Source organism: Pseudomonas sp. IPO3778, assembly GCF_013386825.1.
Lineage (GTDB): Bacteria > Pseudomonadota > Gammaproteobacteria > Pseudomonadales > Pseudomonadaceae > Aquipseudomonas.
Map to the genome: position 1 here is coordinate 1 of NZ_JACARC010000013.1, position 23,219 is coordinate 23,219.

The window sequence follows — 23,219 nt, forward strand, 5'->3', positions numbered from 1 at the left end:
TTACCGCAGCAACGGATATACCCCCGATCAAACCAGATGCAGATGGTTATCCCAAAGCCCCGCCGGCAACTCCAACGGCTTACCCACCAACGGCACCTGCCGGCAATCATAAAACCGGCAACGCCCCTGACCCGACGTCACCACAAACCCGTCCGCCACCGCACCCACCCCCGCACAGTCGGGCAACGGCCCGTCCAGCAGCAACTCCGCGCTGTCCATGTCCCAGATAAAGAACCGGTTCCCCCGGGGCGCCGTCAGCGCTACCAGGCGTAACTCACTGTGCACCGCCACACTGGCCGTGTAATGCCCCATGGCCTGCAACTGCTCATCCGCCACCGGAAAAGCCACAAACGCCTGCCCCGGCCGCTTGATCGCCAGCAACTCCGAGCGCTCATGGGACGCCCCCATAAACTGCTGCCCGGCGAGGATCGTACCGTCGCTGGCAATCCCCATATGCCGCACGCTGTTCATCTGCTGAGCCAGGGTTTCCTTGCTCAACAGCGTACCGTCGCGCTGCATCAGGACCAGGCTCGGCTCCATGGCATGCAGGTTCATCTCCACCCGGCTCTCGGCCTCGGTGCGAATCCCGCCGTTAGCCACCACCAGCGTCTCACCGTCAGGCATCCACGACACCTGGTGCGGCCCAATCCCATGGGTGGAAATCTCCCCGGTGTGCACCAGCCGCTCACCCTCAAACCGGTACACGCCCAGCAAGCCGCGCCCCGGATCAGAGGTGTCGTTCTCCGTGGCATACAGCCACTCGCCGTCCTTGTGAACCACCGCATGCCCATAGAAGTGACGATTGGCGTTGGACGTGATGGTTTGCAGCAGCGCCCCGTCCCGCAAGTCGATCAGGTAGCTCTCGGTGCCCGGCCGACGGGCGACAAACAGCGCAATCGGCAGCGTCGGGTGGTTGATGATGTCGTGGCAACGCTGGCCAACCTGGGTCGCAAACACCTGCTTGCCGTCCAGGTGGAAGCCGACGGCGTAGTGCTTGCCGTCACTGTCATCCCGCGCCGAGAGCAGCAGCGGGCTTTTGCCCTTCTGCTTGAACAGCGTCCAGCCACCCAGGGTAATTGCACTGAGCAGCACGCTACCGATCGCCAAAGCCTGTCGCCTGAGCATCATCAGTCACCGTCGTTGGCGTTAAAGCCCAGTTGGATGCCCAGCGCCTTGGCCAGTTCGCCTTCGTGCAGGCGGTGGACCACGTTGAGGCTGTCGTAGATATCGTTCAGTTGCTGACGCCCGGCATCGTCGGCCAGCAGTTCGTTCAGCGAACGCTGGTTGCTGGCAAACAGTTTCAGGGACGCAGCGTAAGCGGCGTCGATCTTGTCAGCCAACGGCTTTTGATCGGCAGGCAACAGGCCGCGCAGGCCTTTGTTGTCGACGCCTGCCCACACCGTCTGGGCGGCCGCCAGGCTGGCCTCCAGGCTTTGCAGGGACGACTGGCTGCGCCATGCATCGGCCTGGAACGGCTGCGGGATGCCCTTGGTCTGGCGGCCCATTGGCGTGCCGAGTTTTTTCTTCAGGGTGTCCAGTGCGGTCACTTGTACCCGTAGCAGATCCGCAATGGCTTCGTGGGAATCGGCGTAGCGCTGGTTAGGAAACTTGGTCATCTGCGCCAGCATGCCGTCGGTGCTGTTCCAGCTCGTCAGGATTTCTTCGGCGAGTTGCTTCTGCCGTTCGCCGATGGCCACCAGCAGTGGGCAGTAGCGGGCTTTTTGCGTCTCGTCCGCCAGGTCGGTCTTGGCGTCGTAGAGGATGTATTCGTAGGCCGACAGGCCTTGCACCACCACGCTGGATTTGGCCAGTGCGGCGGCGTCGATCTGCGGTTGGGCGGTCACCAGTTGTTCGACCTGACGGCCCACCAGGTTTTTCTTGTCGGGCCAGAACTGCACCTGCCACGAACGGTTGCCCTCGGCCAGTGGGCCGATCAACAACGGCTGTAGCTCGGCCCAGGCTTTTTGCGCGTGCAGGAAGTCGGCGCGGGCGGTCTCCAGGCTTTCCTTGCCCTGGCAGTAGGCCAGGGCGCTGACGGCCAGTTGGCGGTCGGCTTCGACCCAGCGGCTGTAGGTCGGCAGGATCACTTGCTTGGCGATGGCCGCGGAGGTCACCGCTTGCGGGTCCTGGGGCGAGCACGCACCGAGGGCGAGGGCGGCCAGGCTGGTGAACAACAACTTGGGACGGAACATGTCGAGCTCCCTTCTGTAATTAGGACAAAGCTTATAAAGAATTCAGGAATGCCAGCAGCGCAGCGCGCTGCTCGGCATTAAAAGACAACACATGCTGCTGCGCCGCCTGGGCCTCGCCGCCGTGCCACAGCACGGCCTCCATCAGGTCGCGGGCGCGGCCGTCATGCAAAAACTGGGTGTGGCCACTCACGGCCTGCGTCAAGCCAATGCCCCACAACGGCGGCGTGCGCCAGTCGCGGCCACCGGCCTTGAATTCGCTGCGGTTGTCGGCGAGCCCGTCGCCCATGTCGTGCAACAGCAAGTCGCTGTAGGGGCGGATCACCTGGTTGGCCAATTCGGGTTCGGCGGCGGTCGGTGCCGTGGTGAACTGCGGGGTGTGGCAGCCCTGGCAGCCGGCCTGGTAGAACAGGTTTTTCCCGGCCAGCACCTGCGGCGCGTTGACGTCACGACGGGCGGGCACGGCCAGGTTGCGGGTGTAGAACAGCACCAGGCGCAGGATGTTGTCGCTGACCTCAGGCTCGCCATCCGGGCCATTGCCGTTGGGCGCCTGTTTGCAGGCCACTTGTGCATCGGTGCAGTCATCGAACGGTCTCAGGGACGTGGTGAGGCCCATATCACCAGAGAACGCGTGAACATTTTGTTGATTGAGGTTCGGCTGCCCGGCTTTCCAGCCGAATCGACCGAGGACGGTCTTGTGTTGCGCGTCGTCCCAGACCCAGTTCGCCCGTCCGACGATGGCCTCTTTGTCGGCGGTTTTCGGGTCGGTGTTGCGCAAGATGTCGGCGTCGGGAATCGCTTCCAGCAGCCCCAGGCCGATCATCGGCGGTGCAACCCGGGCAGAGAAGCGTGTATCGGGATGCATCGGGCCGTAGCCGAGTTGGGTGATGTGCAGCGCCGGCTTGCGCAGCTCGACGACGGTGCCGTCCTTGAAGCTGATGTTGACCGGGGTGTAGTCGACCCGCACCTTGCCTTCCGGGACGACGCCGGGCACGGCCATGTCCTGCAACTGCCCACCGTAGACCGGCTCGGGGACTACACCCAATTGTTCGATGACCTTCGCGTACGCTGGCGCGTCGGGAATCGACAGGCGCACCAGCATCGACACCGCGTTGGGCGCATCAGGCAGTGGCGGATGACCCCGGCCGTCCTTGATATGGCAGTTCTGGCAGGCGTTGGTATTGAACAGCGGCCCCAACCCGTCGCGGGCGGTGGTGGTGGACGGTGCAATCACCCAGGGGCTGCGGAAGAAGCTGTTGCCCACGCTGAAGTCCAGGCGCCGGGTGGGCGACAGGTTAGCGGCGGGCAGGGAGAAGGCGTTCTGGTCGGTCTTCCTCACCGTTGTCGCGCCACCCGCGCGCGCTTCGCCTGGCTCCGCTTTGGTAAAGCGGGGCGCATCATCGCAGGCACTCAGGCTCAGGGCCATCAGTAGTGCAGACAGGCGAAGGGGCGAACGGGGCATCAGTCTTCCTGAACGTAGGCTGAAAATAAGGCCGCAAAGTCTAACAGGGCAGGGCGGATTGAATAAGAGCAATTATCGTTTGGTGGTATCCGATTCATTCCCGCTAGAATGACCGCACATTTTTCTCTGGAGGTGGCCAATGCAGGCTCTCGACGCTTTGCTCAACCGTGTTTCCGTGCCGCGACTGCTGGACCCGGCACCGACCCAGGAGCAGCGCGACCTGCTGTTCGCTGCCGCCATGCGCGCCCCGGACCACGGCCAGTTGCGGCCTTGGCGCTTCCTGACGGTGGAAGGTGCGGCACGTGAGCGCATGGGCACGCTGCTGGCCGAAGCGGCCCGCCTGCAAGACGCCGATGCGCCCCAGGCCTTTATCGACAAGGCCCAGGCCGGCCCGCTGCGTGCACCGTTGGTGGTGGTGGTGATTGCCCGCCTGCAGGAACACTTCAAGGTGCCCAAGTCCGAACAGCGCCTGGCGGCGGCCTGTGCGGCCCACGGGATTCTGCTGGCGGCGTATGCCCAGGGGATCGGTGCGGTGTGGCGCACCGGTGAGTTGTCGTACTCGGCACACGTGGCCAAAGGGTTGGGTTTGACGGGGGATGAGGAAGCGATTGGCTTCCTTTACTTGGGCACGCCACAAAACCCGCCGCGTACGGCGCCGAAGGAAGACCTGGCGCCGTTCGTGGCGGCCTGGACGGGTCAATAAAGCACCGCAACTCTAATGTGAACGGGCTTGTGTGGGAGCGGGCTTGCTGTGGTGAGCGGGCTTGCCCCTTCAATCTGGGGTGAACCCGACGGGGGACAAGCCCCCTCACCACAGGACAAGCCCCCTCACCACAGGACAAACCCCCTCACCACAGCAAGCCCGCTCCCAGATTGGGTCCTCACGGGTTTCAAGCTCGGGTCAAACCCGAAACTGATCCATCAGCTTCATCTGCTGGCTGGCCAGGGCATTGAGCTGGCTGCTGATGGCCGCCGACTCGGTGGCCTGGCCGGTGAGGGTTTCGGTCACGGTGCGGATCGCCGAGACGTTGCGGTTGACCTCCTCGGCCACCGCACTCTGCTGCTCGGCGGCGCTGGCGATTTGCAGGTTCATGTCGCTGATCACTGTCACCGCGTCGCTGATTTTGCCCAGGGCCTGCACCGCCTGATGAATCTGCCCGGCATTGTTCTGCGCCTGGCTCTGGCTCGAATGCATGGTCGCTACCACGCCGCGGGTGCCGGTCTGGATGCGTTCGATCACCTGGCGAATTTCCTCCACCGAGTCCTGGGTACGCTTGGCCAGGTTGCGCACTTCGTCGGCCACCACCGCAAAACCGCGCCCGCTTTCCCCGGCACGGGCGGCTTCGATCGCGGCGTTCAGGGCCAGCAGGTTGGTTTGCTCGGCGATGCTGCGGATCACTTCCAGTACCGAGCCGATCTGTTCGCTGTTCACCGCCAGGGCTTCGACTTCGGTCACCGCCTTGCTGACTTCTTCGGCCAGGGTGGTGATGTCGCGGGTGCTGCGCTCAATAATCTGCATGCCTTCACGGGCTGACTGGTCGGCACCCCGCGCGGCGCTGGCGGCATTGGAGGCACTGTTGGCCACGTCGTGGGCGGTGGCGCTCATTTCATTCGAGGCCGTGGCCACCTGGTCGATCTCACGGAACTGCACTTGCATGCCTTCGCTGGTCTGGCGCGCGATTTCCGAGGATTGGTCAGCGGTGCCACGGGCTTCGGTGATGCTTTGCTTGATCTGCGCGATGGTCGGCTGCAGCTTGTCGAGGAAGCGGTTGAACCAGTTCACCAGTTCCCCCAGCTCATCCTTTTTCCCGTAGGCCAGGCGCTGGGTGAGGTCACCGTCGCCGCTGGCGATGGCCTTGAGCATGGCGGCCACGCGGTTGATCGGCCGGGTCACGCCGGTGGCTGCCAGCCAGATCAGGAACAAGCCCAGCAGGCCGGCGACTGCGCCCACCAGCAATGCCTTGACGGTGCCGCTGGCTTGGGCCTTGTCGAGCATGGCCTGGAGTTTGAACGAGTCCGCCAGCAGCACTTGCTTGGGCAGCTTGATAACGATGCCCCAGGATTTGGCGTCGGCAATCGGCTTGACCGGGTACACGGCGCGGATCGTGCCGTCTTGCTCGCGGATCATGCGGGTATCGCTGGCCAACAGTTGCACGATGTCTTTGCCTTCGGCGCCGAGGGTATCAACGAGGTTTTTGCCGACCTTTTCCGGCTCGCCGCTGTAACCGGCAATCAAGCCACTGCCGGACAGGATTTCGAGAATCCCTGCACCGTTGAACAGCTCTTTTTGCGCCCCGTCGGTCGCCGCTTGCAGGGCATTGAGGGCGAGGTCGATGCCCACCACGCCGATCACCTTGCCGTCGACCAGCAACGGCAGGGAAATGGTGGTCATCAACACCGGTTTGCCGGCCACCGTGTCTTCATACGGGTCCAGCAGGCAGGTGTTTTTGGTGTCCCGTGGGCAGGTGTACCAGATGTTGTAGGGCGTGCCGCTGAGGTTGAGGGTGGTCTTGGTCAGGTCCTCTTCGACCATCACCGTGTTCAGGCCCTCACCGCCGGCGCGGCTCCAGTAGCTGGAAAAGCGGCCTTTTTCGTTGGACACACGGGCGGCATCGTTGACGAATTCGCTGTCTTTGCCGTCCAGGCCATTGGGCTCGAACGACAGCCAGATGCCGAGCACCTTGCTGTTGCGGTCGAAGGCGGTTTTCAGGCTGTGGTTGAGTTCTTCACGCAAGGCCCCGGCGTCCAGCGAGCGTTTGCCGGCCAGGGTGCGCAGGTCTTTGATCTGGTCGGCGAGGGCGGTGACCACCAACAGGCTTTCGCCGAAGGTCTTTTGCAGTTGTACGGCTTGTTCGGCGGCTTTGGCCTGCAACAGGTTCTGCACGCTGTCGGTGAGCATTCGCGAGCTTGAGTCGCTGATCAGTTGGTCGTTCTGGCTGGTCTGGTAGAGGTTCATGCCCACCACCAGCGCGATCACCCCCAGCAGGCAGAGACCGGACAACAGCACGATTTTCAAGCGAATGGAGAGGGTGTCGAACATAGAAGTACCCGCGAATGGACTTATTAGTATGCAAGCTCAGGCGAGTCCATTCGGCGCTATGCCCGGAACATCGGCTTGGGGCGGCCGTTCATGAGCGGGAGCCGATGAGCGGTAGGCGGGTGTCAGGTGGGATGTGGGAGGTGTTCCGGGCGCGACCAGATCCACAGGTTGCCCAGGCTCATTCCGGCAATGGCCAGGTAGATCGGCCAGCCGTGGTCGAGCATTACCAGCATCAGGCCGGCGCACAGCAACATGCTCGCCGTGGCGCTGACTTTGGCCCGGCGGGCGATGATCTTGCCGTTGCGCCAATTGAACAGGATCGGCCCGAACAGCCGGTGGTTTTCCAGCCAGGCACTCAGGCGCGGAGAGCTTTTGGTGGCGGCCCAGGCGGCCAGCAGGATGAACTCGGTAGTGGGCAAGCCCGGTACCACAATCGCAATCAAGCCAATGCCCAGGCTGACGTAGGCCAGCAGGCCGAATAGGACGCGGGCGATTTTGGATGAGGATTGGGTTTTGCCGGTCATTTTAGTGGGGCTTGCAGGCTGGAATGGGTTGCAGATTATAGAGACTGGCACCCGATCAAATGTGGGAGCTGGCTTGCCTGCGATGCAGACAACTCGGTGCATCAGGTACACCCAGTTGATGCCATCGCAGGCAAGCCAGCTCCCACATTAATTGGGGTTCTACAGAAAAATCAGGCCAGTTCAGGGCTGGTAGCGTACGCCTGTTCCAGCAGCACGGTGAAGCGCACGAACGCGTCAACTGCGCCTTTTTCCACTTCGGCTTCTTCCCCGGCGCTGAATTCCAGTGCGTCGAGGGTGCGGGTGAAGCTTTTCCAGCCTTCGGCGCGACCGCCTGCCGGTTCGCCCAGGTGACGGGCACCGAAGGTTTCGCTCAAGCCCAGGCCCACGGCCCGCTTGATCAGGAACGCGGCGCCCAGCTTGGAGCCTTCAGACACGAACAGCCAGCCGAGGGCTTCGGCTTTGCTCGGGTTTTTCACGGCGCCGGCGACCGGTGCCGGTACTTCGGTGTCCAGGTCGCCCAGGTCCAGTTTGGCCGCTTCGGCACGGCAGCGTTCGGCCAGGTCAGGGACGATCTTGATCAGCTCGGCGTCGTTGTACAGCGCCACCAGTTCCGATTGGAACAGGTACTGCGCGACCACGAAGCGGGCGAAGTTGGCCTGGGTTTCAAACGGTGCATGGGCCTTCACCAGAGCATCGAGCTTGGTATGGGGCTCGTTGGTGATCTGGTTCAGGCGTTGGGAGCGCAGGCTTGGGCGTTCAGCGGTAGGAGAAGCGGTCATGAAGATGTCCTTGAGAGGGGAAGCGTCTGGTTGCCAGGCTGTTATGAACTAGACGAACTAGAAGACGCGTCACAGTAAAAAATCCTCACCCCGGCGCAGATTAAATTCCGGCCGGGTGAGGCTCCATGGATCAGATGTCCCAGATCAGGTTGATCGCAAAGTTGCGGCCCGGTTGGGTCAGGCGGTCCAGGTTGGCCGGACCGGTCACGCCGGCTTCGCCCACGCTGTCGTAGCTGCGCACGTCATCCCAGTTCCAGTATTTCTTGTCGGTCAGGTTGTACAGGCCGCCGTTGATGGTCACGTCCTGGGTGACTTTGTAGAAACCGGTCAGGTCGACGATGCCGAAGCCCGGGGTCTTGAACGGGCCGTTGGCGCTGTTGCCATCGGGGGCGAAGAAGGTGGTGCTGTCGACACGGTCCTGTTTCTTGACCAGGGTCCAGCTGACCAGGGCGCCGTAGTTCTGCTGGTCGTAACCCAGGCCGAACACGCCCTTGAGCGGGTTGACGCTGTTCAGCGGTTCGCCGTTGTCGTCATTGCGCCCGTAGATGTAGGCAATCGAGCCTTGGGTGTACAGGCCCTGCGGCGCGCCAAATGCGTCGAGGTTCAAGCGGCCCTTGGCTTCCACGCCCTTGATGGTGGCGTGCTTGATGTTGTTGGCTTCGAACTGCTGGACGGTACCACCAGCGACCGAGGCGTCTTCGTCGATAAAATCGCGGTATTTGTTGTAGTACACCGCCACGTCAAACGAGCCCGCGTCGAAGTTGCCGCGAATCCCGGTTTCCACACCGCGGCTGCTTTCCGGCTTGAGGTCCGGGTTGGGTTCCACGGTGTAGCCCTGTTGCAGGTTTTCAAAGCGGCCATACAAGGCTTTGGCTGACGGTGTGCGATAGCCTTCGGCGTATTGGCCGAACCAGGTGTATTGCTCGGTCAGGGCATACGTGATGCCGAATTTGGGTGTTACACGGTGCCAGTTCTTTTCCGCATCGCTGTGGTCGTAGATGCGTGTCGGGTCCACGGTGTTGAGGAATTCCTGGGTCAGCTTGGGTTTGAGCTGGATGTAGTCATAACGCACGCTGGGCAGGAAGGTCCACTTGTCCCAGGCGATCTGGTCCTGGGCAAACAATGCATAAGAGTTGATGGTCGGGTCGGGGAAGTCGCTGGCTTTTTTCACGCTGTCGGCGGCCGACGGGCTGGGTGCGCCGATGGCGGTGCAGCCTGCGCCCACCGCCAGGCAGGTCGCGGCGCCTTCACGGGAGCCGGTGACTTTCTGCTGCTTGAGGGTGGTGCCGTAGGTCACGACATGGTCGGTTTCGCCGATGCTGAAGGCCTTGTCCAGTTGTGCGTCGAAAACCCACTGTTTCTCTTCGTACAGCGTGTCGCGAGTGCGCAATACCTTGCGCGATGGCTGGTAGATTTCTGCGGTGGTCTGGTCGGTCTTGGCAATCTGGTAGTTGAGGCTGGTCTTGATGTGATCGGCCATCGGCGAGTCGAGGGCGAACTTGTTCTCGATGCCGAAACGCTCACGGGTAATGGTGTCGTTGCCCGTACGGCCACGATAGAAGTTAAAGCCCTGGCCACCGACGAACGGGCCGCCCACCGCGTTTTTCAGGTTGGTGTCGCGGTCGTCCTTGAACTTCTCGTAGGTCAGGCCCAGGCGGTTCTCTTCACCGTAGTTCCAGCCCAGCTTGGCCAGGATATTGGTGGTACGCGCATCTTCCGGGTTGGCGCCGGTACGGGCCAGGCCGGTGGCGTTGTTGCCGTCATAGGACTCCATTTCGTGGCCATTGCGCTGGCTCAGGTGCAGCAAGCCGTCGAAGTCCTGTACGCGACCGGCGACGGTGCCGGAGGTCAGCCAGCTCTCGTCGGCGGAGCTGTAGCCGGTCTTCAGGCGGGCGCCATAGTCCTGGCCGGGCTTGATGATGTCGTCGGGGTCGAGGGTGAAGTAGCTCACCGCGCCACCGATGGCGCTGCTGCCGTACAAGGCTGAAGCCGGGCCGCGGAGGATTTCCACGCGCTTGACGATTTCCGGGTCGACGTAGTTGCGGCGGGTCTTGGCGTAGGGGCCGTTGAAGAAGTTGTCCGGGACTTCGACACCGTCCACCTGGGTCAGGATGCGGTCGCCGTCGATGCCGCGAATGTTGTAGCCGGCGTTGCCGGAACGGGTGCCGGCGCCTCCCACCGACACACCCGGTTCGTAGCGCACCAGTTCGCGGATGGTATTGACGTTCTGGCGGTCCAGTTCTTCGCGGTCGTGCACGGTCACGGTGCTGGGCACGCTGTCCACGGCCTGTTCCTGGCGGGTGGCGCTGATGGTCATTTGTTGCAAGGTGATGGTGCTGCCGGCGGCGCGCTTTTCCAGCACGATGTTGTTGTTGCTCAGTTTGCGGTAGCCCAGGTTGGTCCCCACCAACAGCCGGTCCAGGGCTTTGTCCGCCGGCAACGAGCCGCGCACGCCAGGGGACGACACACCCTGGCCCAACTCGGCAGGCAGGCCGACTTGCCAGCCGGTCACGGCGGTAAAGGCGTTCAGTGCCGAGACCAGGGATTGCTGCTCGATGCTGAAGCTGTAATTGCCCTGGCTGCGGGTGGCCGGCTCTGCGGCGCTGGCGACCATGACGGGCGCGCCGGCCAACAGAATGGCAGCCGTCAGCAGCGACAAGCCGTGACTGCGAACGGGCGAAGAGGACCGGCGGTTGAAACGAGAGGACATCGAGAGCGCTCCGGAAGGTACGAATCTTATAGTTGCGAAACCGAATCAAATAGGAATCAGTTGCATTGGCTATAACGAGACGTACCGCCGTTGGCTATCGAGTAAAAATAATTCTCATTTAGTTCAGGATCACCAGCGCCGGGTATTCCGAGAGCTTGGCCGAGGTGATGTGGGCGAGGGAGCGCACCACGTCCAGCGGTTGGTCGAGGCGGTAGTTACCGGTGACCGCAACGCTGGCGAGCTTGTCGTTGTTGTTGACGATCCAGCCTGGGTAGTAGCGGCGCAACTCGGCCAGTACTTCGCTCATCGGGCAGTTTTCGAAAATCAGCCGGCCGTCGACCCAGGCCAGGTCTTTGGTGGTGTCGAGCTTGGCCGGTTGGCCGAAGCCCTTGGGCCCGATGCGGATACTTTCACCGGCACTCAGGCGCACCCGTGCGTCATCAAAGGTGTTGCTCAGGTCGACATCGCCGCGCTGCACCTGAACCTGGGCTTCACCGTTCAAGTAGCGCACGGCGAAGGCTGTGTCGCGCACGCTGGCGCGCACCGGTCCGGCGTCGATTTCCAGGGGCAGGCCACGGCTGGGCAGCACTTCGAAAAACGCTTCACCCTGATACAGGCGGGCGATGCGCTGGTGGTCCTTGATGCTGCTGGAGAAAGCCGAATTGGTGTTAAGCAGGACTTTCGAGCCGTCGTCCAATTGCAGGCGCTGGCGCTCGCCCACCACGGTCAGGTGGTCGGCCTGCAGGCGCATGGGCAGGTTGCTGAAGCTGAACAGGCCCAGCAGCAGGACGGCGGCGGTGGCCAAGGGTTTCCAGTGGGGTTTGATGCGGCGCCAGGCGCCGGGTTTGCGCGGCGCATTCAGGGCGACGGCGGCGCTGTGCACCGGCGCGCCACCCCAGGCGTTCTGGGCCTTGATGAAGGCTTCGGCGTGCAGCGGATCGCTGGCGAGCCAGGCTTCGAACTCGGCCTGCTGCCCGGGTTGCGGGCACTGCAAGGCGATCAGCCAGTCGAGGGCTTGGTCCATAGCCGTGTCTTGCAACACCTCATGAGCCAGCTCATGGGGGTGCAGTTTGTTCGGATCCGTCACGGTGTTCCTCGGGTCTTCGCCACGTTTTAATCAAAAGTCCTACAGACTGTGCCGGCAAAGCTTAAGGGCGATCCAGTCTTTCGGCCACACCTATGCAGATGGCCATGATCAATTTCAGTTCCTTTTGCACGGTACTCAGGGACACGTCGAGCTGGTCGGCGATCTCCTGATAGCTGCAGCCGTGCAGGCGGCTGAGGATGAAGATCTGCTGTTGGCGGGCGCTCAACTGGCCGAGGCTGACACTCAGGTGTTCGAGCAATTGCTCGGCCTGTGTCGCGTCTTCCGGGGTGCTGACGGGGGAGGCGACGCTTTGCAGGACATCCAGCGGGACATCTTCCTGCAGGGTGCGGGCCTGGATCCTGCGGGCGCGCAGGTGGTCCAGCGCCAGGTTGCGCGCCGTCTGGTACACGAAGGGTTCGAGGTGATCGATGGGCCGTTCACTCAAGGCCCTTGTCACGCGCAGGTAGGTTTCCTGCAGCAGGTCCTCGGCGGTGCTGTGGTTGTTCACCATCCGCTGCAAGGTGCGCAGCAGAATCACCCGTTGGGTGAGGAAGACGTGGTTGAAGCGAGATTGGCTCACAGTGATACCAGACCGATTTGCAGCAAATGATAATGCTTATCATCAACACAAATGGCAAGGGGCACTTTGATCGGTTTGCGTTGGCGCAAGGCTGCGATCGACTGCGAAGCCGGCGTATTCCAGGCGATGCCGATATGTCTGAAGTACCTGTTCGCCTGGTTTACGGCTGCTTCGCAGTCGATCGCAGCCTTGCGGCCACTGAAGGTGTTACGGCGTTATACGCGATCCAGCAGATACGCCTGGTAGTCCGGAATCCGGTACTCGTGGGCCTGGTCCATCATCGGGCTGCTGAGCAGGTAGTCGGCGCTGCATTCATTGCAGGCCACCGGGATGTTCCACACCGCGGCCACCCGCAGCAACGCCTTGATATCCGGGTCATGAGGCTGCGGTTCGAAGGGGTCCCAGAAGAACACCAGCATGTCCACCCGCTGCTCGGCGATTTGCGCGCCCAGTTGCTGATCACCGCCCAACGGGCCGCTGATCATGGTGTCGATGGGCAGGCCCAGGCGGGCGCTCAACAAGTGCCCGGTGGTGCCGGTTGCCACAAGGTCGTGCCGGGCCAGGCGGTCTTTTTGCCGCTCGGCCCAGTCCAGGAGAAACACCTTGCAATGGTCATGGGCAACCAGGGCGATACGCTTGCGCGCCGCCATGGTTTTGTTCATGAAACCGATGCCGACCATGCCGTTACTCCGCGTTGCAGAGCGCCAGGCAGTTATCCAGCATACGGTTCGAGAAGCCCCATTCGTTGTCATACCAAGCCAGCACTTTCAACAATTTGCCGCTAACCTTGGTGTGATTGGCGTCGAAGATCGACGAAAGCGGGTTATGGTTGAAGTCACTGGAAACCAGCGGCAGGGTGTTGTAACCGAGGATTTTCGAGTGTTGGCTGGCGGCTTTCAGCAGCGCGTTGACTTCTTCGGCGCTGGCTTCTTTTTTCAGCTGTACGGTGAGGTCCACCAGCGACACGTTGATCACGGGTACACGCACGGCCATGCCGGTCAGCTTGCCTGCCAGTTCCGGCAGCACCAGGCCTACGGCTTCGGCGGCGCCCGTCTTGCTCGGGATCATGTTCTGGGTGGCCGAACGCGCGCGGTACGGGTCGGTGTGGTAGACGTCGGTCAGGTTCTGGTCGTTGGTGTAGGCGTGGATGGTGGTCATCAAGCCGCTTTCGATGCCCAGCTCGCGGTGCAGCACCTGGGCCACCGGTGCCAGGCAGTTGGTGGTGCAGGACGCGTTGGAGATGATCTGGTGGGATTGACGCAAAATGTCATGGTTCACGCCATACACCACGGTGGCATCAGCGCCCTTGGCCGGGGCCGAGATGATCACCTTGCGCGCGCCGGCAGTAATATGGGCGGCGGCCTTGTCACGGTCGGTGAACAGGCCGGTGCATTCGAAGACCACGTCTACCTTGTGTGCGGCCCACGGCAGGTCGGCCGGGTTGCGAATGGCACTTACGGCAATCCGGTCACCATTGACGGTCAGGCTTTCCTGATCGTGGGCGACCTCTGCTTCGAAAGTACCGTGGACGGTGTCGTATTTAAGCAGGTGGGCATTGATCGAGCTGTCGCCAAGATCGTTGATGGCGACGATCTGCAAATCCTGACGATAGCCTTGGGTATAAAGTGCGCGCAGGACATTACGGCCAATACGGCCAAAACCATTGATAGCGATACGTAGAGTCATTGGAAGGTGCCTGTCGTCGATTTGTTGTAAGAATTACAAGATTATTCGCATAAAAATAGAAAACAAGCCTTTTTAGTGGCAATATTTTGTTCAATCAACAACGAGTGACCTGAATCAACTGGTCCGATTGATCAAAAAGCACCCTGCCATCCCACCTACAGCGGGCTTTTGATCAGCATAGACATACAGGTCGCCACATCCGTTAGCCTGGAGTTCTACACATGCATCCCCGCGTTCTTGAGGTCACCGAACGGCTTATCGCCCGTAGCCGTGCAACCCGTGAGGCATACCTTGCGCTCATTCGCGGCGCTGCCAGCGACGGCCCGATGCGCGGCAAGCTGCAATGCGCCAACTTTGCCCACGGCGTGGCCGGGTGCGGCACCGAAGACAAAAACAGCCTGCGCATGATGAACGCCGCCAACGTGGCAATTGTTTCGTCATATAACGACATGCTCTCGGCCCACCAGCCGTACGAACATTTCCCCGAGCAAATCAAAAAAGCCCTGCGTGAAGTCGGCTCCGTGGGTCAGTTCGCCGGCGGCACCCCCGCCATGTGCGACGGCGTGACCCAGGGCGAGCCGGGCATGGAGCTCAGCCTGCTGAGCCGCGAAGTGATTGCGATGTCCACGGCGGTAGCGCTGTCCCACAACATGTTCGACGCCGCGCTGATGCTCGGTATCTGCGACAAGATCGTCCCGGGCCTGATGATGGGCGCCCTGCGCTACGGCCATCTGCCGATGATCTTCGTACCCGGCGGCCCGATGCCGTCAGGGATCTCCAACAAGCAGAAAGCCGACGTGCGCCAGCGCTACGCCGAAGGCAAGGCCACCCGCGAAGAGCTGCTGGAATCGGAGATGAAGTCCTACCACAGCCCGGGCACCTGCACCTTCTACGGCACCGCCAACACCAACCAGTTGCTGATGGAAGTGATGGGCATGCACTTGCCGGGTGCTTCGTTCGTCAACCCGTACACACCGCTGCGTGACGCCCTGACCCGCGAAGCCGCGCATCAGGTCACGCGCCTGACCAAGGCCAACGGTAACTTCACGCCGATCGGCGAGATCGTCGACGAGAAATCCATCGTCAACTCCATCATCGCCCTCAACGCCACCGGCGGCTCCACCAACCACACCCTGCACATGCCGGCCATCGCCATGTCGGCGGGCATCATCCTGACCTGGGATGACATGGCTGACCTCTCCGAGGTGGTGCCGACCCTGTCCCACGTGTATCCAAACGGCAAGGCCGACATCAACCACTTCCAGGCAGCGGGCGGCATGTCGTTCCTGATCCGCGAACTGCTGGAAGCCGGCCTGCTCCACAACGACGTCAACACCGTGGCCGGTCACGGCCTGAGCCGCTACACCCAGGAACCGTTCCTGGTGGACGGCGAACTGGTGTGGCGTGAAGGCCCGATCGAAAGCCTCGACGAAACCATCCTGCGCCCCGTGGCCCGTGCGTTCTCCCCGGAAGGCGGCCTGCGCGTGATGGAAGGCAACCTGGGCCGGGGTGTGATGAAAGTCTCCGCCGTGGCGCTCGAACATCAAATCGTCGAAGCCCCGGCCGTGGTGTTCCAGGACCAGCAAGACCTGGCCGATGCGTTCAAGGCTGGCCAACTGGAAAAAGACTTTGTGGCGGTGATGCGCTTCCAGGGGCCGCGCTCCAACGGCATGCCGGAATTGCACAAGATGACGCCGTTCCTCGGCGTGCTGCAGGACCGTGGCTTCAAGGTTGCCCTGGTAACAGACGGGCGCATGTCCGGCGCGTCAGGTAAGATTCCCGCCGCGATTCATGTCAACCCTGAAGCCCAGAGCGGCGGGGCACTGGCACGGGTGCGCGATGGCGATATCATTCGCGTGGATGGCGTCAAAGGCACCTTGGAGCTTAAGGTGGACGCCGAAGAATTTGCAGCGCGCACGCCTGCCACGGGCCTTCTGGGCAATAACGTGGGGGCCGGTCGCGAGCTGTTTGCGTTTATGCGTCTGGCCGCAAGCTCCGCAGAGCAGGGCGCCAGCGCCTTTACCTCTGCCCTGGAGACACTTAAGTGAAGCTTGCGCTGGTCGGTGATATTGGGGGTACCAACGCCCGTTTTGCGTTGTGGCGGGATCAGGCGCTGCATTCGATCCGCGTCCATGCGACGGCGGATCATGCCAGCCCCGAAGAGGCGATCCAGGCCTATCTCAAGGAAGAAGGCCTGGCCATCGGCTCGATTGGCGCGGTGTGCCTGTCGGTCGCCGGGCCGGTGAGTGGAGATGAATTTAAATTCACCAACAACCACTGGCGCCTGAGCAAGACTGCTTTTTGCAAGACCCTGCAGGTGGACGAGCTGCTGCTGGTGAATGATTTCTCGGCCATGGCCCTGGGCATGACCCGCCTGCAGCCCGACGAATTCCGCGTGGTGTGCGAAGGCACGCCGGAGCCGTTGCGCCCGGCGGTGGTGATCGGCCCGGGCACTGGCCTGGGTGTGGGCACCTTGCTCGACCTCGGCCATGGCCGTTGGGCGGCCTTGCCGGGTGAGGGCGGCCATGTCGACCTGCCGGTGAGCAGCCCGCGGGAAGCCCAGTTGTGGCAGCACATCTACACTGAGATCGGCCATGTCAGCGCTGAAACCGCCTTGAGCGGTGGCGGTTTGCCGAGGTTGTACCGGGCGATCTGCGCGGTGGACGGCCATGAGGCGGTACTGGACACCCCCGAGGCCATCACTGCCGCTGGTCTGGCGGGCGATCCGATTGCCCTGGAAGTGCTGGACCAGTTCAGTATCTGGCTGGGCCGCGTCGCCGGTAACAACGTGCTGACCACCGGCGGTCGTGGTGGTGTGTACATCGTCGGTGGCGTGATTCCGCGCTTTGCCGATTTCTTTATCAAGAGTGGTTTTGCCAGGAGTTTCGGCGACAAGGGCTGTATGAGCGACTACTTCAAAGGCATTCCGGTGTGGCTGGTGACGGCACCGTATTCCGGTTTGACCGGGGCAGGTGTAGCGCTGGAGCAGGCATTTGCGTAGGCAGTGATGGCGCCATCGCAGGCAAGCCAGCTCCCACAGGGGAATGCATTCCAAATGTGGGAGCTGGCTTCTGCGATGAGGCCCTCCAGAACAACGAATTATTAAGCCCGTCCCATCCCTAACAACAAGGACGACCCCGTGAGCGTAATCAGTAAATCCATTCTCCTGGTCGACGACGACCAGGAAATCCGCGAGTTGCTGCAAACCTACCTCAGCCGCGCCGGTTTCCAGGTGCGTGGCGTGCCGGATGGCGCGGGGTTTCGCCAGGCGATGAACGAAGCGCCGTGCGACCTGGTGATCCTTGATGTGATGCTGCCGGATGAAGACGGTTTCAGCCTCTGCCGCTGGATCCGCCAGCACCCGCGCCAGGCCCAGGTACCGATCATCATGCTCACCGCCAGTTCCGACGAAGCCGACCGCGTGATCGGCCTGGAACTGGGCGCCGACGACTACATCGGCAAACCCTTCAGCCCCCGTGAGTTGCAGGCGCGGGTCAAGGCCTTGTTGCGTCGCGCCCAGTTTGGCCAGGAACGCAGCGGTGGCGAGGTGCTGGTGTTTGGCGAGTGGCGCCTGGACATGGTCAGCCACCGGCTGTTTCACGTCGACGGTGAGGAAGTGATCCTGTCCGGCGCCGACTTCGCGCTGTTGAAACTGTTTCTCGACCATCCCCAGCAAATCCTCGACCGCGACACCATCGGCAACGCCACCCGTGGCCGCGACCTGATGCCGTTGGACCGGATCGTCGACATGGCGGTCAGCCGCTTGCGCCAACGCCTGCGCGACACCGAAAAACCACCCCGGCTGATCCGCACTGTGCGCGGCAGTGGCTATCAATTGGCAGCCAGCGTGGTTGCCGGCAATGCCCACTGAGCGCCTGCGTGAACTGCGCCGGCGGATTCCGGTACCCCGTTCGCTGCTGGGGCGGATGTTACTGCTGACCCTGTTGGCGGTGCTGTTTGCCCAGGCGTTGTCCAGTGTGATCTGGGTGTCGCAACTTCGGGCTACCCAGCTCGAAGGCCTGGTGACGGCTGCCCGCAGCCTGGCGCACTCGATGACCGCCAGCGTCAGTTATTTCCGTTCCTTGCCGGTGGCTTTTCGGCCTTTGGTACTCGACCAGTTGCGCAGCATGGGCGGTACGCGGTTTGTCGTGACCCTCAACGACAAACCCTTGGGCATGGCCGTGTTGCCGCAAACCCCACGCAAGCAGGCGGTGCTCGGCGCCGTCGAAGAAGTGTTGCGCCAGACCCTGGGCAGTGACGTGCATGTGTCAGTGGAATTCGTCAGCGCCGAAGACCTGCGCATCTTCAACGCCGGTTTGAAACTCGATGAGTTACCGCGCTCCTGGGCGCATTACGCACTGACCCTGGAACCCGTGAATCCGCCGGTGTTGGTGACCCAGATCCAGCTGGCCCAAGGGGAATGGCTGTACATCGCCTCCTTGTTGCCCGAGCCCTACACCAGCCTTGAAGAACAAGGCCTGCCCTCCCAGCAGGTGTGGTTTATCGTGCTGACCAGTGGCTTCCTGTTGTTGTTTATCGGCCTGCTGGTGCACTGGCAAAGCCGTCCGCTCAAGCGCCTGGCACGGGCCGCGCGAGACATGTCCCTGGGCGCCGACGTGGAGCCGGTGGCCGAAGGCGGTGGCAGTGAAGTGGTGGAAGTGGGGCGTGCGTTCAACGCGATGCGCGAACGCATCAGCCGTTACCTCACCGAGCGCAGCCAGCTGTTCAGCGCGATTTCCCACGACTTGCGCACCCCCATCACACGCCTGCGGTTACGGGTGGAGTTGCTCGAAGACGAAAACCTGCAACTCAAATTCGGCCGCGACCTGGATGAGCTGGAGTTGCTGGTCAAGGGGGCGCTGCAGTGTGTGAAAGACACCGATATCCACGAGAACATCGAGCCGGTGGACCTCAACCATGTGCTTGATTGCCTGGTGGAGCCGTACCTGGCGCCCAACGGCAATGGCCGTGTGACCCAGCATGGTCGGGCGCTCACCACCTATCCGGGCAAGCCGCTGGCGCTCAAGCGCTGCATCGGCAACCTGATCGACAACGCCTTGAAGTATGGGCAGAACGCCCATTTGCATATCGAAGACGATGGTGCGGAGTTCATTCTCCACGTCGACGACGAAGGCCCGGGCGTGCCGGAACAGCGCCTGGAGCAAGTCTTTGAACCCCACTTCCGCCTGGCCGGGCAGCAGCAAGGTTATGGGCTGGGGCTGGGCATCGCCCGCAACATTGCCCACAGCCATGGCGGTGAAGTGAGTTTGCAGAATTTGCGCGAGGGTGGATTGCGGGTGACCTTGCAGCTGCCCCGCAGCCTCGACTAGTTGCGCGAAGCTACTTTTGTGGCGAGGGGGCTTGTCCCCCGTTGGGCTGCGTAGCGGCCCCATCACGATCACCGCAGTCTTTCAGACAGATCACCGTCGCAGATTTCAGGACTGCTGCGCAGTCCAACGGGGGACAAGCCCCCTCGCCACAAAAAATTTCTCACCGCAGGGGCTGCGTTAAAGGCTCTGGCGCAACCTGGCCAAATCCCGCAACGGTGGCGCGCCAAACAGCCGGCTGTATTCGCGGCTGAACTGCGATGCGCTTTCATAACCCACCCGATAACCCGCCGCCGACGCTTCCAGGCCTTCGGCGATCATCAAGCGCCGAGCCTCCTGCAAGCGCAGCTGCTTCTGATACTGCAGCGGGCTCATGGCAGTCATTGCCTTGAAGCGGTGGTGCAAGGTCGAGACGCTGAGGTTCACTTCCTTGGCCAGGTCATCAATGCGCAGGGGCTGTTCGTAGTTGCCGTTCAACCAACTGATCGCCTGGCTGACCCGATGGCTCTGACTGTTGGCGACGGCGATTTCATACAGCCGATAACCCTGCGGGCCACGCAACAGGCGATAGAGAATTTCGCGATTGATCAACGGCGCCAGCATCGCGATGTCTTTCGGCGTGTCCAGCAAGCGCGTCAGGCGCAGCACCGCGTCGAGCAACTGGTTGTCCAGGCGGTCGACATACATCCCGCGTGAGGTCGGGCGCGTGGGCACGCCCATGGGGCCGGCTTCGGCGATCAGCGCGGTGATTTGCGCCGGGTCGATGTTCACCCGAATCGACAGGTTGGGGTCTTCCGGCGTCGCATCAAGGATGCGCCCGGCCACCGGCATCGATACCGAGAACACCAGGTAATTGAGCGGGTCGTAGGCGAAGACTTCATCCGCCAGGCGCACCTCCTTGCGGCCCTGGGCGAGGATGCACAGCGCAGGTTCCACCAGTACCGGCATGAAATCCCGCGGGGTGTTATGGCGGTTGAGGTACAGCGAAGTGATCGCGGTGCCGTAGGAGCCATCCTCCCAGGTGTGCCGGCGCACGATGCCGGCGAGTTCTGCGCGCTGCTTTTCCATATCGGCGTCGAGGGGTGTGGAGCGAAGATCGGGCGACGACATGGGACATCCTCGGGTGCTTTGACGATGGGCACAGCTTAGCGGCGGCTTTGCAAAGAGTGGTACTTCGATTCTGCACAATCCTTGCCTGATCCTGCGATAAATCGTGAATCAGGCAAGCAGCGGGCTGTCATCTGCCCGAAATACAGCCGTCATGCCGGGAATAAAACCCGCAGGCTGATTGTTATGTCTACGCATCTCGCAGGATTGTGCAATAAGCCGGCAGGAATCGACTAACTGCATACACACCCGCGCCAGTATCTTTGATCCTGTGGCAACACGCCCTCACAGTGCTTGCCGAGCATCACTTCTCAACGGGAGAGTCGAACATGTCCACCCCCATTCCCGCGAGCCATATGGCCTTTATCCGTGCCCGTACCGGGTGCAGCACCGAACTGGGTGCACGCTTGAGCAGTTTGATCGAACCGGGCCGCCAGGCTCAGGGTTGCCTGCAATTCTCGTTGCAGCACTCCCTGGCCGACCCGGATGTGTGGTTGGTGTCGGGCTTCTGGAGCAGCGAGCAGGCGATGAGTGCCTACTTCAGCTCGCCGGCGCTGATGGTCTTCACCGAGTTGTTGAATGACATGGTGGTTCGCAGCATGGACTTCCAGACCTTTACCGACGCCAGCGCCGTCAACGCCTATGGCGAGTACCTGCAACTGGCGGGTTAGTGCTTTAGAATGGCCGCCTTTCCCATTGGCCAGGACCTGCAACATGGCACGTAAAGAGTTTGCCCACCACGAAGCCGTTTCCGCCTTGGTGCGTGAAGATGAAGGTGGCTATAGCGCCGCCATCGCCGTGAAGGCGCTGGATGGCATGGGCGCACCGCGCTTTCACAAGATCCTCGATGGACAGAAGTTCAAGACCGCCTCCGACGCCGACGATGCCGCAGCTCTGCAACTGGAGCGCTTGGTCGATGTCGATGAAGACGGTCAGCTCTCTTGGGCAACTTCCGCCAACTAAAAACGCCGCTGATCCAAATGGGGGAGCGGGCTTGTGTGGGAGCGGGCTTGCTCGCGAAGGGGGCGTGTCAGTCAATGCATATGCCGACTGATCCACCGCATTCGCGAGCAAGCCCGCTCCCACATTTTTATCGCGTTCCAATCAGCGTTGCGCGGCGCCTGGGCGGTACATTTTGAACAGCGCTTCCGGCCCCAACTGAAAATAATCCGCCGGGCCGCCTCCACGCAGGATCGGCTCGGCGGCAGCGGTGTCGTACACGCCGTCTTTCAGCAGCCATTTGGCGATATGCACCGCAACCACTTCACCAAGTACCAACCAGCTAGGCACCCGTTCCTGGTCGGCGCGCTGCAGTTGAATGATCTGCGTCACCTTGCACTCGAACGACACCGGACTTTCACCCACACGAGGCACGGCGATTACCTTCGACGCCACCGGCGTCAAGCCGGCCAATTCAAACTCGTTGACTTCGGGAGAGACCGGCGCGCAACTCTGGTTCATCTGCTCGGCCAGCGGGCGGGTGGCCAGGTTCCACACGAATTCGCCGGTCTGTTCGATGTTGTTCAGGCTGTCTTTGCGCCCGACACTGGAAAACCCAATGATCGGCGGAATGTAGTTGAAGGCATTGAAGAAACTGTAGGGCGCCAGGTTCAGGCGGCCCTGGTTGTCGTGGGACGAGATCCAGCCAATCGGACGCGGGCCGACAATCGCATTAAACGGGTCATGGGGCAGGCCGTGGCCGTTGGCGGGTTCGTAGAAATGGATATCGTCGGACATGGCCGGGGTTCCTGCTGCGCGGTTCGGGGAGGGCATCATAGTGCAATCCTATGCTGCGGATTTCTATCATCCATATGGAATTTTCATACAGCCCCCACCTATTTTTCACAGCTCCCGGTTCAGTCTGCGCGCCAGGTCGACACCCCCAATAAGTCGACCGTTTGAACGACTGAGCCTTTGGAGCCTTCTGCACAATGAACAAACTTCCTCAGATCACCCTGGCGTTCTGGGTCATGAAAATCTGCGCCACGACCCTGGGCGAAACCGCCGGGGACTTGTTGTCGATGACCTTGAATGTTGGTTACGCCATCAGCTCGATGATCCTGATCAGCGTGTTCCTGGTCACCCTGGTGACGCAACTCTGGTCGAAAACCTATAACCCGGTGCTGTACTGGATTGTGATCCTGTCCACCAGCACTGCCGGCACCACCATGTCCGACTTTATGGACCGCACGCTGGGGCTGGGTTATGCCACGGGCTCGATGATTCTGGTGTCGATCCTGGTGGCGATCTTTGCCCTGTGGCGCATCAGCGGCGATTCGCTGAACGTGAACAAGGTCCAGACCTTTCGCGGTGAGCTGTTCTACTGGATGGCGATTCTGTTTTCCAACACCCTGGGCACGGCGCTGGGGGATTTCCTGGCGGATGATTCCGGGCTGGGGTTTGCCGGTGGCGCCTTGCTGATCGGCGCGAGTATCGCGGTGGTGGTGTTGCTTAAATACTTCACGCGGATTTCGTCGGTGCTGCTGTTCTGGGTCGCGTTTGTGCTGACCCGGCCGTTCGGTGCAACCCTGGGTGACTTCCTGACCAAACCCCATGAAAAGGGCGGGCTGGACTTTGGCACCATCGGCTCGTCGGCCGTTTTGGCGGCGGTGCTGGTGGTGATGATCGCCGGGGCGGCGTATGCCCAGCGCCGTTATGGGCGCCAGGCGGTGACCGAGCTGTCCTGAGGCCAATGAAAAAGAGGCCATATCAGTCAATGACATGGCCC

At 61.9% G+C, this 23,219-nt stretch carries 21 protein-coding genes and 1 pseudogene; 8 read left to right on the forward strand and 14 right to left on the reverse strand.

Features of this window, described 5'->3' with window-relative positions; translation table 11 throughout:
- Nucleotides 1-27: 27 nt before the first annotated feature.
- From HX855_RS04405 to HX855_RS04415, 3 genes are read right to left on the reverse strand one after another with little or no spacing between them, the layout of a single operon-like run.
- Nucleotides 28-1,125, reverse strand: a complete 1,098-nt coding sequence (locus HX855_RS04405; RefSeq protein WP_177089391.1) for a DUF1513 domain-containing protein — start codon at nt 1,123-1,125, stop codon at nt 28-30.
- A 2-nt stretch (nt 1,126-1,127) separates the two neighbouring features.
- Nucleotides 1,128-2,192 carry an imelysin family protein gene (locus HX855_RS04410; protein WP_177089389.1) on the reverse strand — a complete coding sequence of 355 codons (1,065 nt, stop codon included), beginning with the start codon at nt 2,190-2,192 and terminating at the stop codon, nt 1,128-1,130.
- 31 nt (nt 2,193-2,223) lie between these two features.
- Nucleotides 2,224-3,651, reverse strand: coding sequence for a di-heme oxidoredictase family protein (locus HX855_RS04415; protein WP_177089388.1), 1,428 nt, complete (start codon nt 3,649-3,651; stop codon nt 2,224-2,226).
- A gap of 139 nt (nt 3,652-3,790) precedes the next feature.
- Here HX855_RS04415 and HX855_RS04420 point away from each other — a divergent pair, with 139 nt between their 5' ends.
- Nucleotides 3,791-4,354 carry a nitroreductase family protein gene (locus HX855_RS04420; RefSeq protein ID WP_177089387.1) on the forward strand — a complete coding sequence of 188 codons (564 nt, stop codon included), beginning with the start codon at nt 3,791-3,793 and terminating at the stop codon, nt 4,352-4,354.
- A 198-nt stretch (nt 4,355-4,552) separates the two neighbouring features.
- On the opposite strand, the gene HX855_RS33785 is transcribed toward HX855_RS04420, so the two are convergent.
- From HX855_RS33785 to gap, 9 genes and pseudogenes are all read right to left on the reverse strand, one after another.
- Entirely contained in the window at nt 4,553-5,308 is a 756-nt protein-coding gene (locus HX855_RS33785) for a methyl-accepting chemotaxis protein (RefSeq protein WP_375140060.1), read from the reverse strand.
- 102 nt (nt 5,309-5,410) lie between these two features.
- Nucleotides 5,411-6,691 (reverse strand): annotated as a pseudogene (locus HX855_RS33790) (HAMP domain-containing protein); the annotation flags it as partial.
- 122 nt (nt 6,692-6,813) lie between these two features.
- Nucleotides 6,814-7,215: a YbaN family protein gene (locus HX855_RS04430; protein WP_177089385.1), complete on the reverse strand. Its 402-nt coding sequence runs from the start codon at nt 7,213-7,215 to the stop codon at nt 6,814-6,816.
- A 170-nt stretch (nt 7,216-7,385) separates the two neighbouring features.
- The gene (locus HX855_RS04435; protein ID WP_177089384.1) at nt 7,386-7,994 is read right to left on the reverse strand and encodes a biliverdin-producing heme oxygenase; all 609 of its coding nucleotides are present in this window, start codon (nt 7,992-7,994) and stop codon (nt 7,386-7,388) included.
- 130 nt (nt 7,995-8,124) lie between these two features.
- Nucleotides 8,125-10,704 carry a TonB-dependent receptor gene (locus tag HX855_RS04440; RefSeq protein ID WP_177089383.1) on the reverse strand — a complete coding sequence of 860 codons (2,580 nt, stop codon included), beginning with the start codon at nt 10,702-10,704 and terminating at the stop codon, nt 8,125-8,127.
- A gap of 118 nt (nt 10,705-10,822) precedes the next feature.
- Nucleotides 10,823-11,791 (reverse strand): FecR domain-containing protein, encoded by a 969-nt coding sequence (locus HX855_RS04445; RefSeq protein ID WP_177089382.1) that lies wholly within the window; start codon nt 11,789-11,791, stop codon nt 10,823-10,825.
- Nucleotides 11,792-11,852: 61 nt separating this feature from the next.
- Complete coding sequence (locus HX855_RS04450) at nt 11,853-12,371, reverse strand: RNA polymerase sigma factor (RefSeq protein WP_177089381.1); 519 nt, start codon at nt 12,369-12,371, stop codon at nt 11,853-11,855.
- Nucleotides 12,372-12,586: 215 nt separating this feature from the next.
- On the reverse strand, nt 12,587-13,051 hold the full coding sequence (locus HX855_RS04455; RefSeq protein ID WP_177089380.1) for a methylglyoxal synthase: 465 nt from the start codon (nt 13,049-13,051) through the stop codon (nt 12,587-12,589).
- Between the two features lie 4 nt (nt 13,052-13,055).
- Nucleotides 13,056-14,057, reverse strand: coding sequence for a type I glyceraldehyde-3-phosphate dehydrogenase (gene gap / locus HX855_RS04460; protein WP_177089379.1), 1,002 nt, complete (start codon nt 14,055-14,057; stop codon nt 13,056-13,058).
- Nucleotides 14,058-14,278: 221 nt separating this feature from the next.
- Here gap and edd point away from each other — a divergent pair, with 221 nt between their 5' ends.
- From edd to HX855_RS04480, 4 genes are all read left to right on the forward strand, one after another.
- Nucleotides 14,279-16,105 carry a phosphogluconate dehydratase gene (gene edd / locus HX855_RS04465; protein ID WP_177089378.1) on the forward strand — a complete coding sequence of 609 codons (1,827 nt, stop codon included), beginning with the start codon at nt 14,279-14,281 and terminating at the stop codon, nt 16,103-16,105.
- A complete protein-coding gene (locus tag HX855_RS04470; RefSeq protein WP_177089377.1) occupies nt 16,102-17,058 on the forward strand; it encodes a glucokinase in 957 nt (318 codons plus the stop codon). The genes edd and HX855_RS04470 overlap by 4 nt, the downstream gene beginning before the upstream one ends.
- A 138-nt stretch (nt 17,059-17,196) precedes the next feature.
- Nucleotides 17,197-17,928 (forward strand): response regulator, encoded by a 732-nt coding sequence (locus tag HX855_RS04475; protein ID WP_010169994.1) that lies wholly within the window; start codon nt 17,197-17,199, stop codon nt 17,926-17,928.
- Nucleotides 17,918-19,387 carry an ATP-binding protein gene (locus HX855_RS04480; protein WP_177089376.1) on the forward strand — a complete coding sequence of 490 codons (1,470 nt, stop codon included), beginning with the start codon at nt 17,918-17,920 and terminating at the stop codon, nt 19,385-19,387. Before HX855_RS04475 ends, HX855_RS04480 begins: the two co-directional genes overlap by 11 nt.
- 177 nt (nt 19,388-19,564) lie before the next feature.
- Here the strand turns inward: HX855_RS04480 and HX855_RS04485 are convergent, their stop codons facing one another.
- A complete protein-coding gene (locus tag HX855_RS04485; RefSeq protein ID WP_177089375.1) occupies nt 19,565-20,494 on the reverse strand; it encodes an AraC family transcriptional regulator in 930 nt (309 codons plus the stop codon).
- 326 nt (nt 20,495-20,820) lie between these two features.
- Here HX855_RS04485 and HX855_RS04490 point away from each other — a divergent pair, with 326 nt between their 5' ends.
- Entirely contained in the window at nt 20,821-21,162 is a 342-nt protein-coding gene (locus HX855_RS04490) for an antibiotic biosynthesis monooxygenase family protein (protein WP_177089374.1), read from the forward strand.
- Between the two features lie 43 nt (nt 21,163-21,205).
- A complete protein-coding gene (locus HX855_RS04495) occupies nt 21,206-21,454 on the forward strand; it encodes a hypothetical protein (RefSeq protein WP_177089373.1) in 249 nt (82 codons plus the stop codon).
- Nucleotides 21,455-21,595: 141 nt separating this feature from the next.
- Here HX855_RS04495 and HX855_RS04500 read toward each other — a convergent pair whose 3' ends face one another.
- The gene (locus HX855_RS04500) at nt 21,596-22,228 is read right to left on the reverse strand and encodes a flavin reductase family protein (protein WP_177089372.1); all 633 of its coding nucleotides are present in this window, start codon (nt 22,226-22,228) and stop codon (nt 21,596-21,598) included.
- A 194-nt stretch (nt 22,229-22,422) separates the two neighbouring features.
- Here HX855_RS04500 and HX855_RS04505 point away from each other — a divergent pair, with 194 nt between their 5' ends.
- Nucleotides 22,423-23,178 carry a hypothetical protein gene (locus HX855_RS04505; RefSeq protein WP_177089371.1) on the forward strand — a complete coding sequence of 252 codons (756 nt, stop codon included), beginning with the start codon at nt 22,423-22,425 and terminating at the stop codon, nt 23,176-23,178.
- The last annotated feature ends 41 nt before the right edge of the window (nt 23,179-23,219 follow it).

What these genes read in the sequence shown, in the direction of transcription:
- HX855_RS04415 (WP_177089388.1), bottom strand. Translation starts at nt 3,651, where the DNA reads ATGCCCCGTTCGCCCCTTCGCCTGTCTGCACTACTGATGGCCCTGAGC.
- HX855_RS04495 (WP_177089373.1), top strand. Translation starts at nt 21,206, where the DNA reads ATGGCACGTAAAGAGTTTGCCCACCACGAAGCCGTTTCCGCCTTGGTG.
- HX855_RS04420 (WP_177089387.1), top strand. Translation starts at nt 3,791, where the DNA reads ATGCAGGCTCTCGACGCTTTGCTCAACCGTGTTTCCGTGCCGCGACTG.
- HX855_RS04410 (WP_177089389.1), bottom strand. Translation starts at nt 2,192, where the DNA reads ATGTTCCGTCCCAAGTTGTTGTTCACCAGCCTGGCCGCCCTCGCCCTC.
- HX855_RS04455 (WP_177089380.1), bottom strand. Translation starts at nt 13,051, where the DNA reads ATGGTCGGCATCGGTTTCATGAACAAAACCATGGCGGCGCGCAAGCGT.
- HX855_RS04430 (WP_177089385.1), bottom strand. Translation starts at nt 7,215, where the DNA reads ATGACCGGCAAAACCCAATCCTCATCCAAAATCGCCCGCGTCCTATTC.
- edd (WP_177089378.1), top strand. Translation starts at nt 14,279, where the DNA reads ATGCATCCCCGCGTTCTTGAGGTCACCGAACGGCTTATCGCCCGTAGC.
- HX855_RS04505 (WP_177089371.1), top strand. Translation starts at nt 22,423, where the DNA reads ATGAACAAACTTCCTCAGATCACCCTGGCGTTCTGGGTCATGAAAATC.
- HX855_RS04485 (WP_177089375.1), bottom strand. Translation starts at nt 20,494, where the DNA reads ATGTCGTCGCCCGATCTTCGCTCCACACCCCTCGACGCCGATATGGAA.
- HX855_RS04440 (WP_177089383.1), bottom strand. Translation starts at nt 10,704, where the DNA reads ATGTCCTCTCGTTTCAACCGCCGGTCCTCTTCGCCCGTTCGCAGTCAC.
- HX855_RS04500 (WP_177089372.1), bottom strand. Translation starts at nt 22,228, where the DNA reads ATGTCCGACGATATCCATTTCTACGAACCCGCCAACGGCCACGGCCTG.
- HX855_RS04435 (WP_177089384.1), bottom strand. Translation starts at nt 7,994, where the DNA reads ATGACCGCTTCTCCTACCGCTGAACGCCCAAGCCTGCGCTCCCAACGC.
- HX855_RS04405 (WP_177089391.1), bottom strand. Translation starts at nt 1,125, where the DNA reads ATGCTCAGGCGACAGGCTTTGGCGATCGGTAGCGTGCTGCTCAGTGCA.
- HX855_RS04490 (WP_177089374.1), top strand. Translation starts at nt 20,821, where the DNA reads ATGTCCACCCCCATTCCCGCGAGCCATATGGCCTTTATCCGTGCCCGT.
- gap (WP_177089379.1), bottom strand. Translation starts at nt 14,057, where the DNA reads ATGACTCTACGTATCGCTATCAATGGTTTTGGCCGTATTGGCCGTAAT.
- HX855_RS33785 (WP_375140060.1), bottom strand. Translation starts at nt 5,308, where the DNA reads ATGCAAGTGCAGTTCCGTGAGATCGACCAGGTGGCCACGGCCTCGAAT.
- HX855_RS04480 (WP_177089376.1), top strand. Translation starts at nt 17,918, where the DNA reads ATGCCCACTGAGCGCCTGCGTGAACTGCGCCGGCGGATTCCGGTACCC.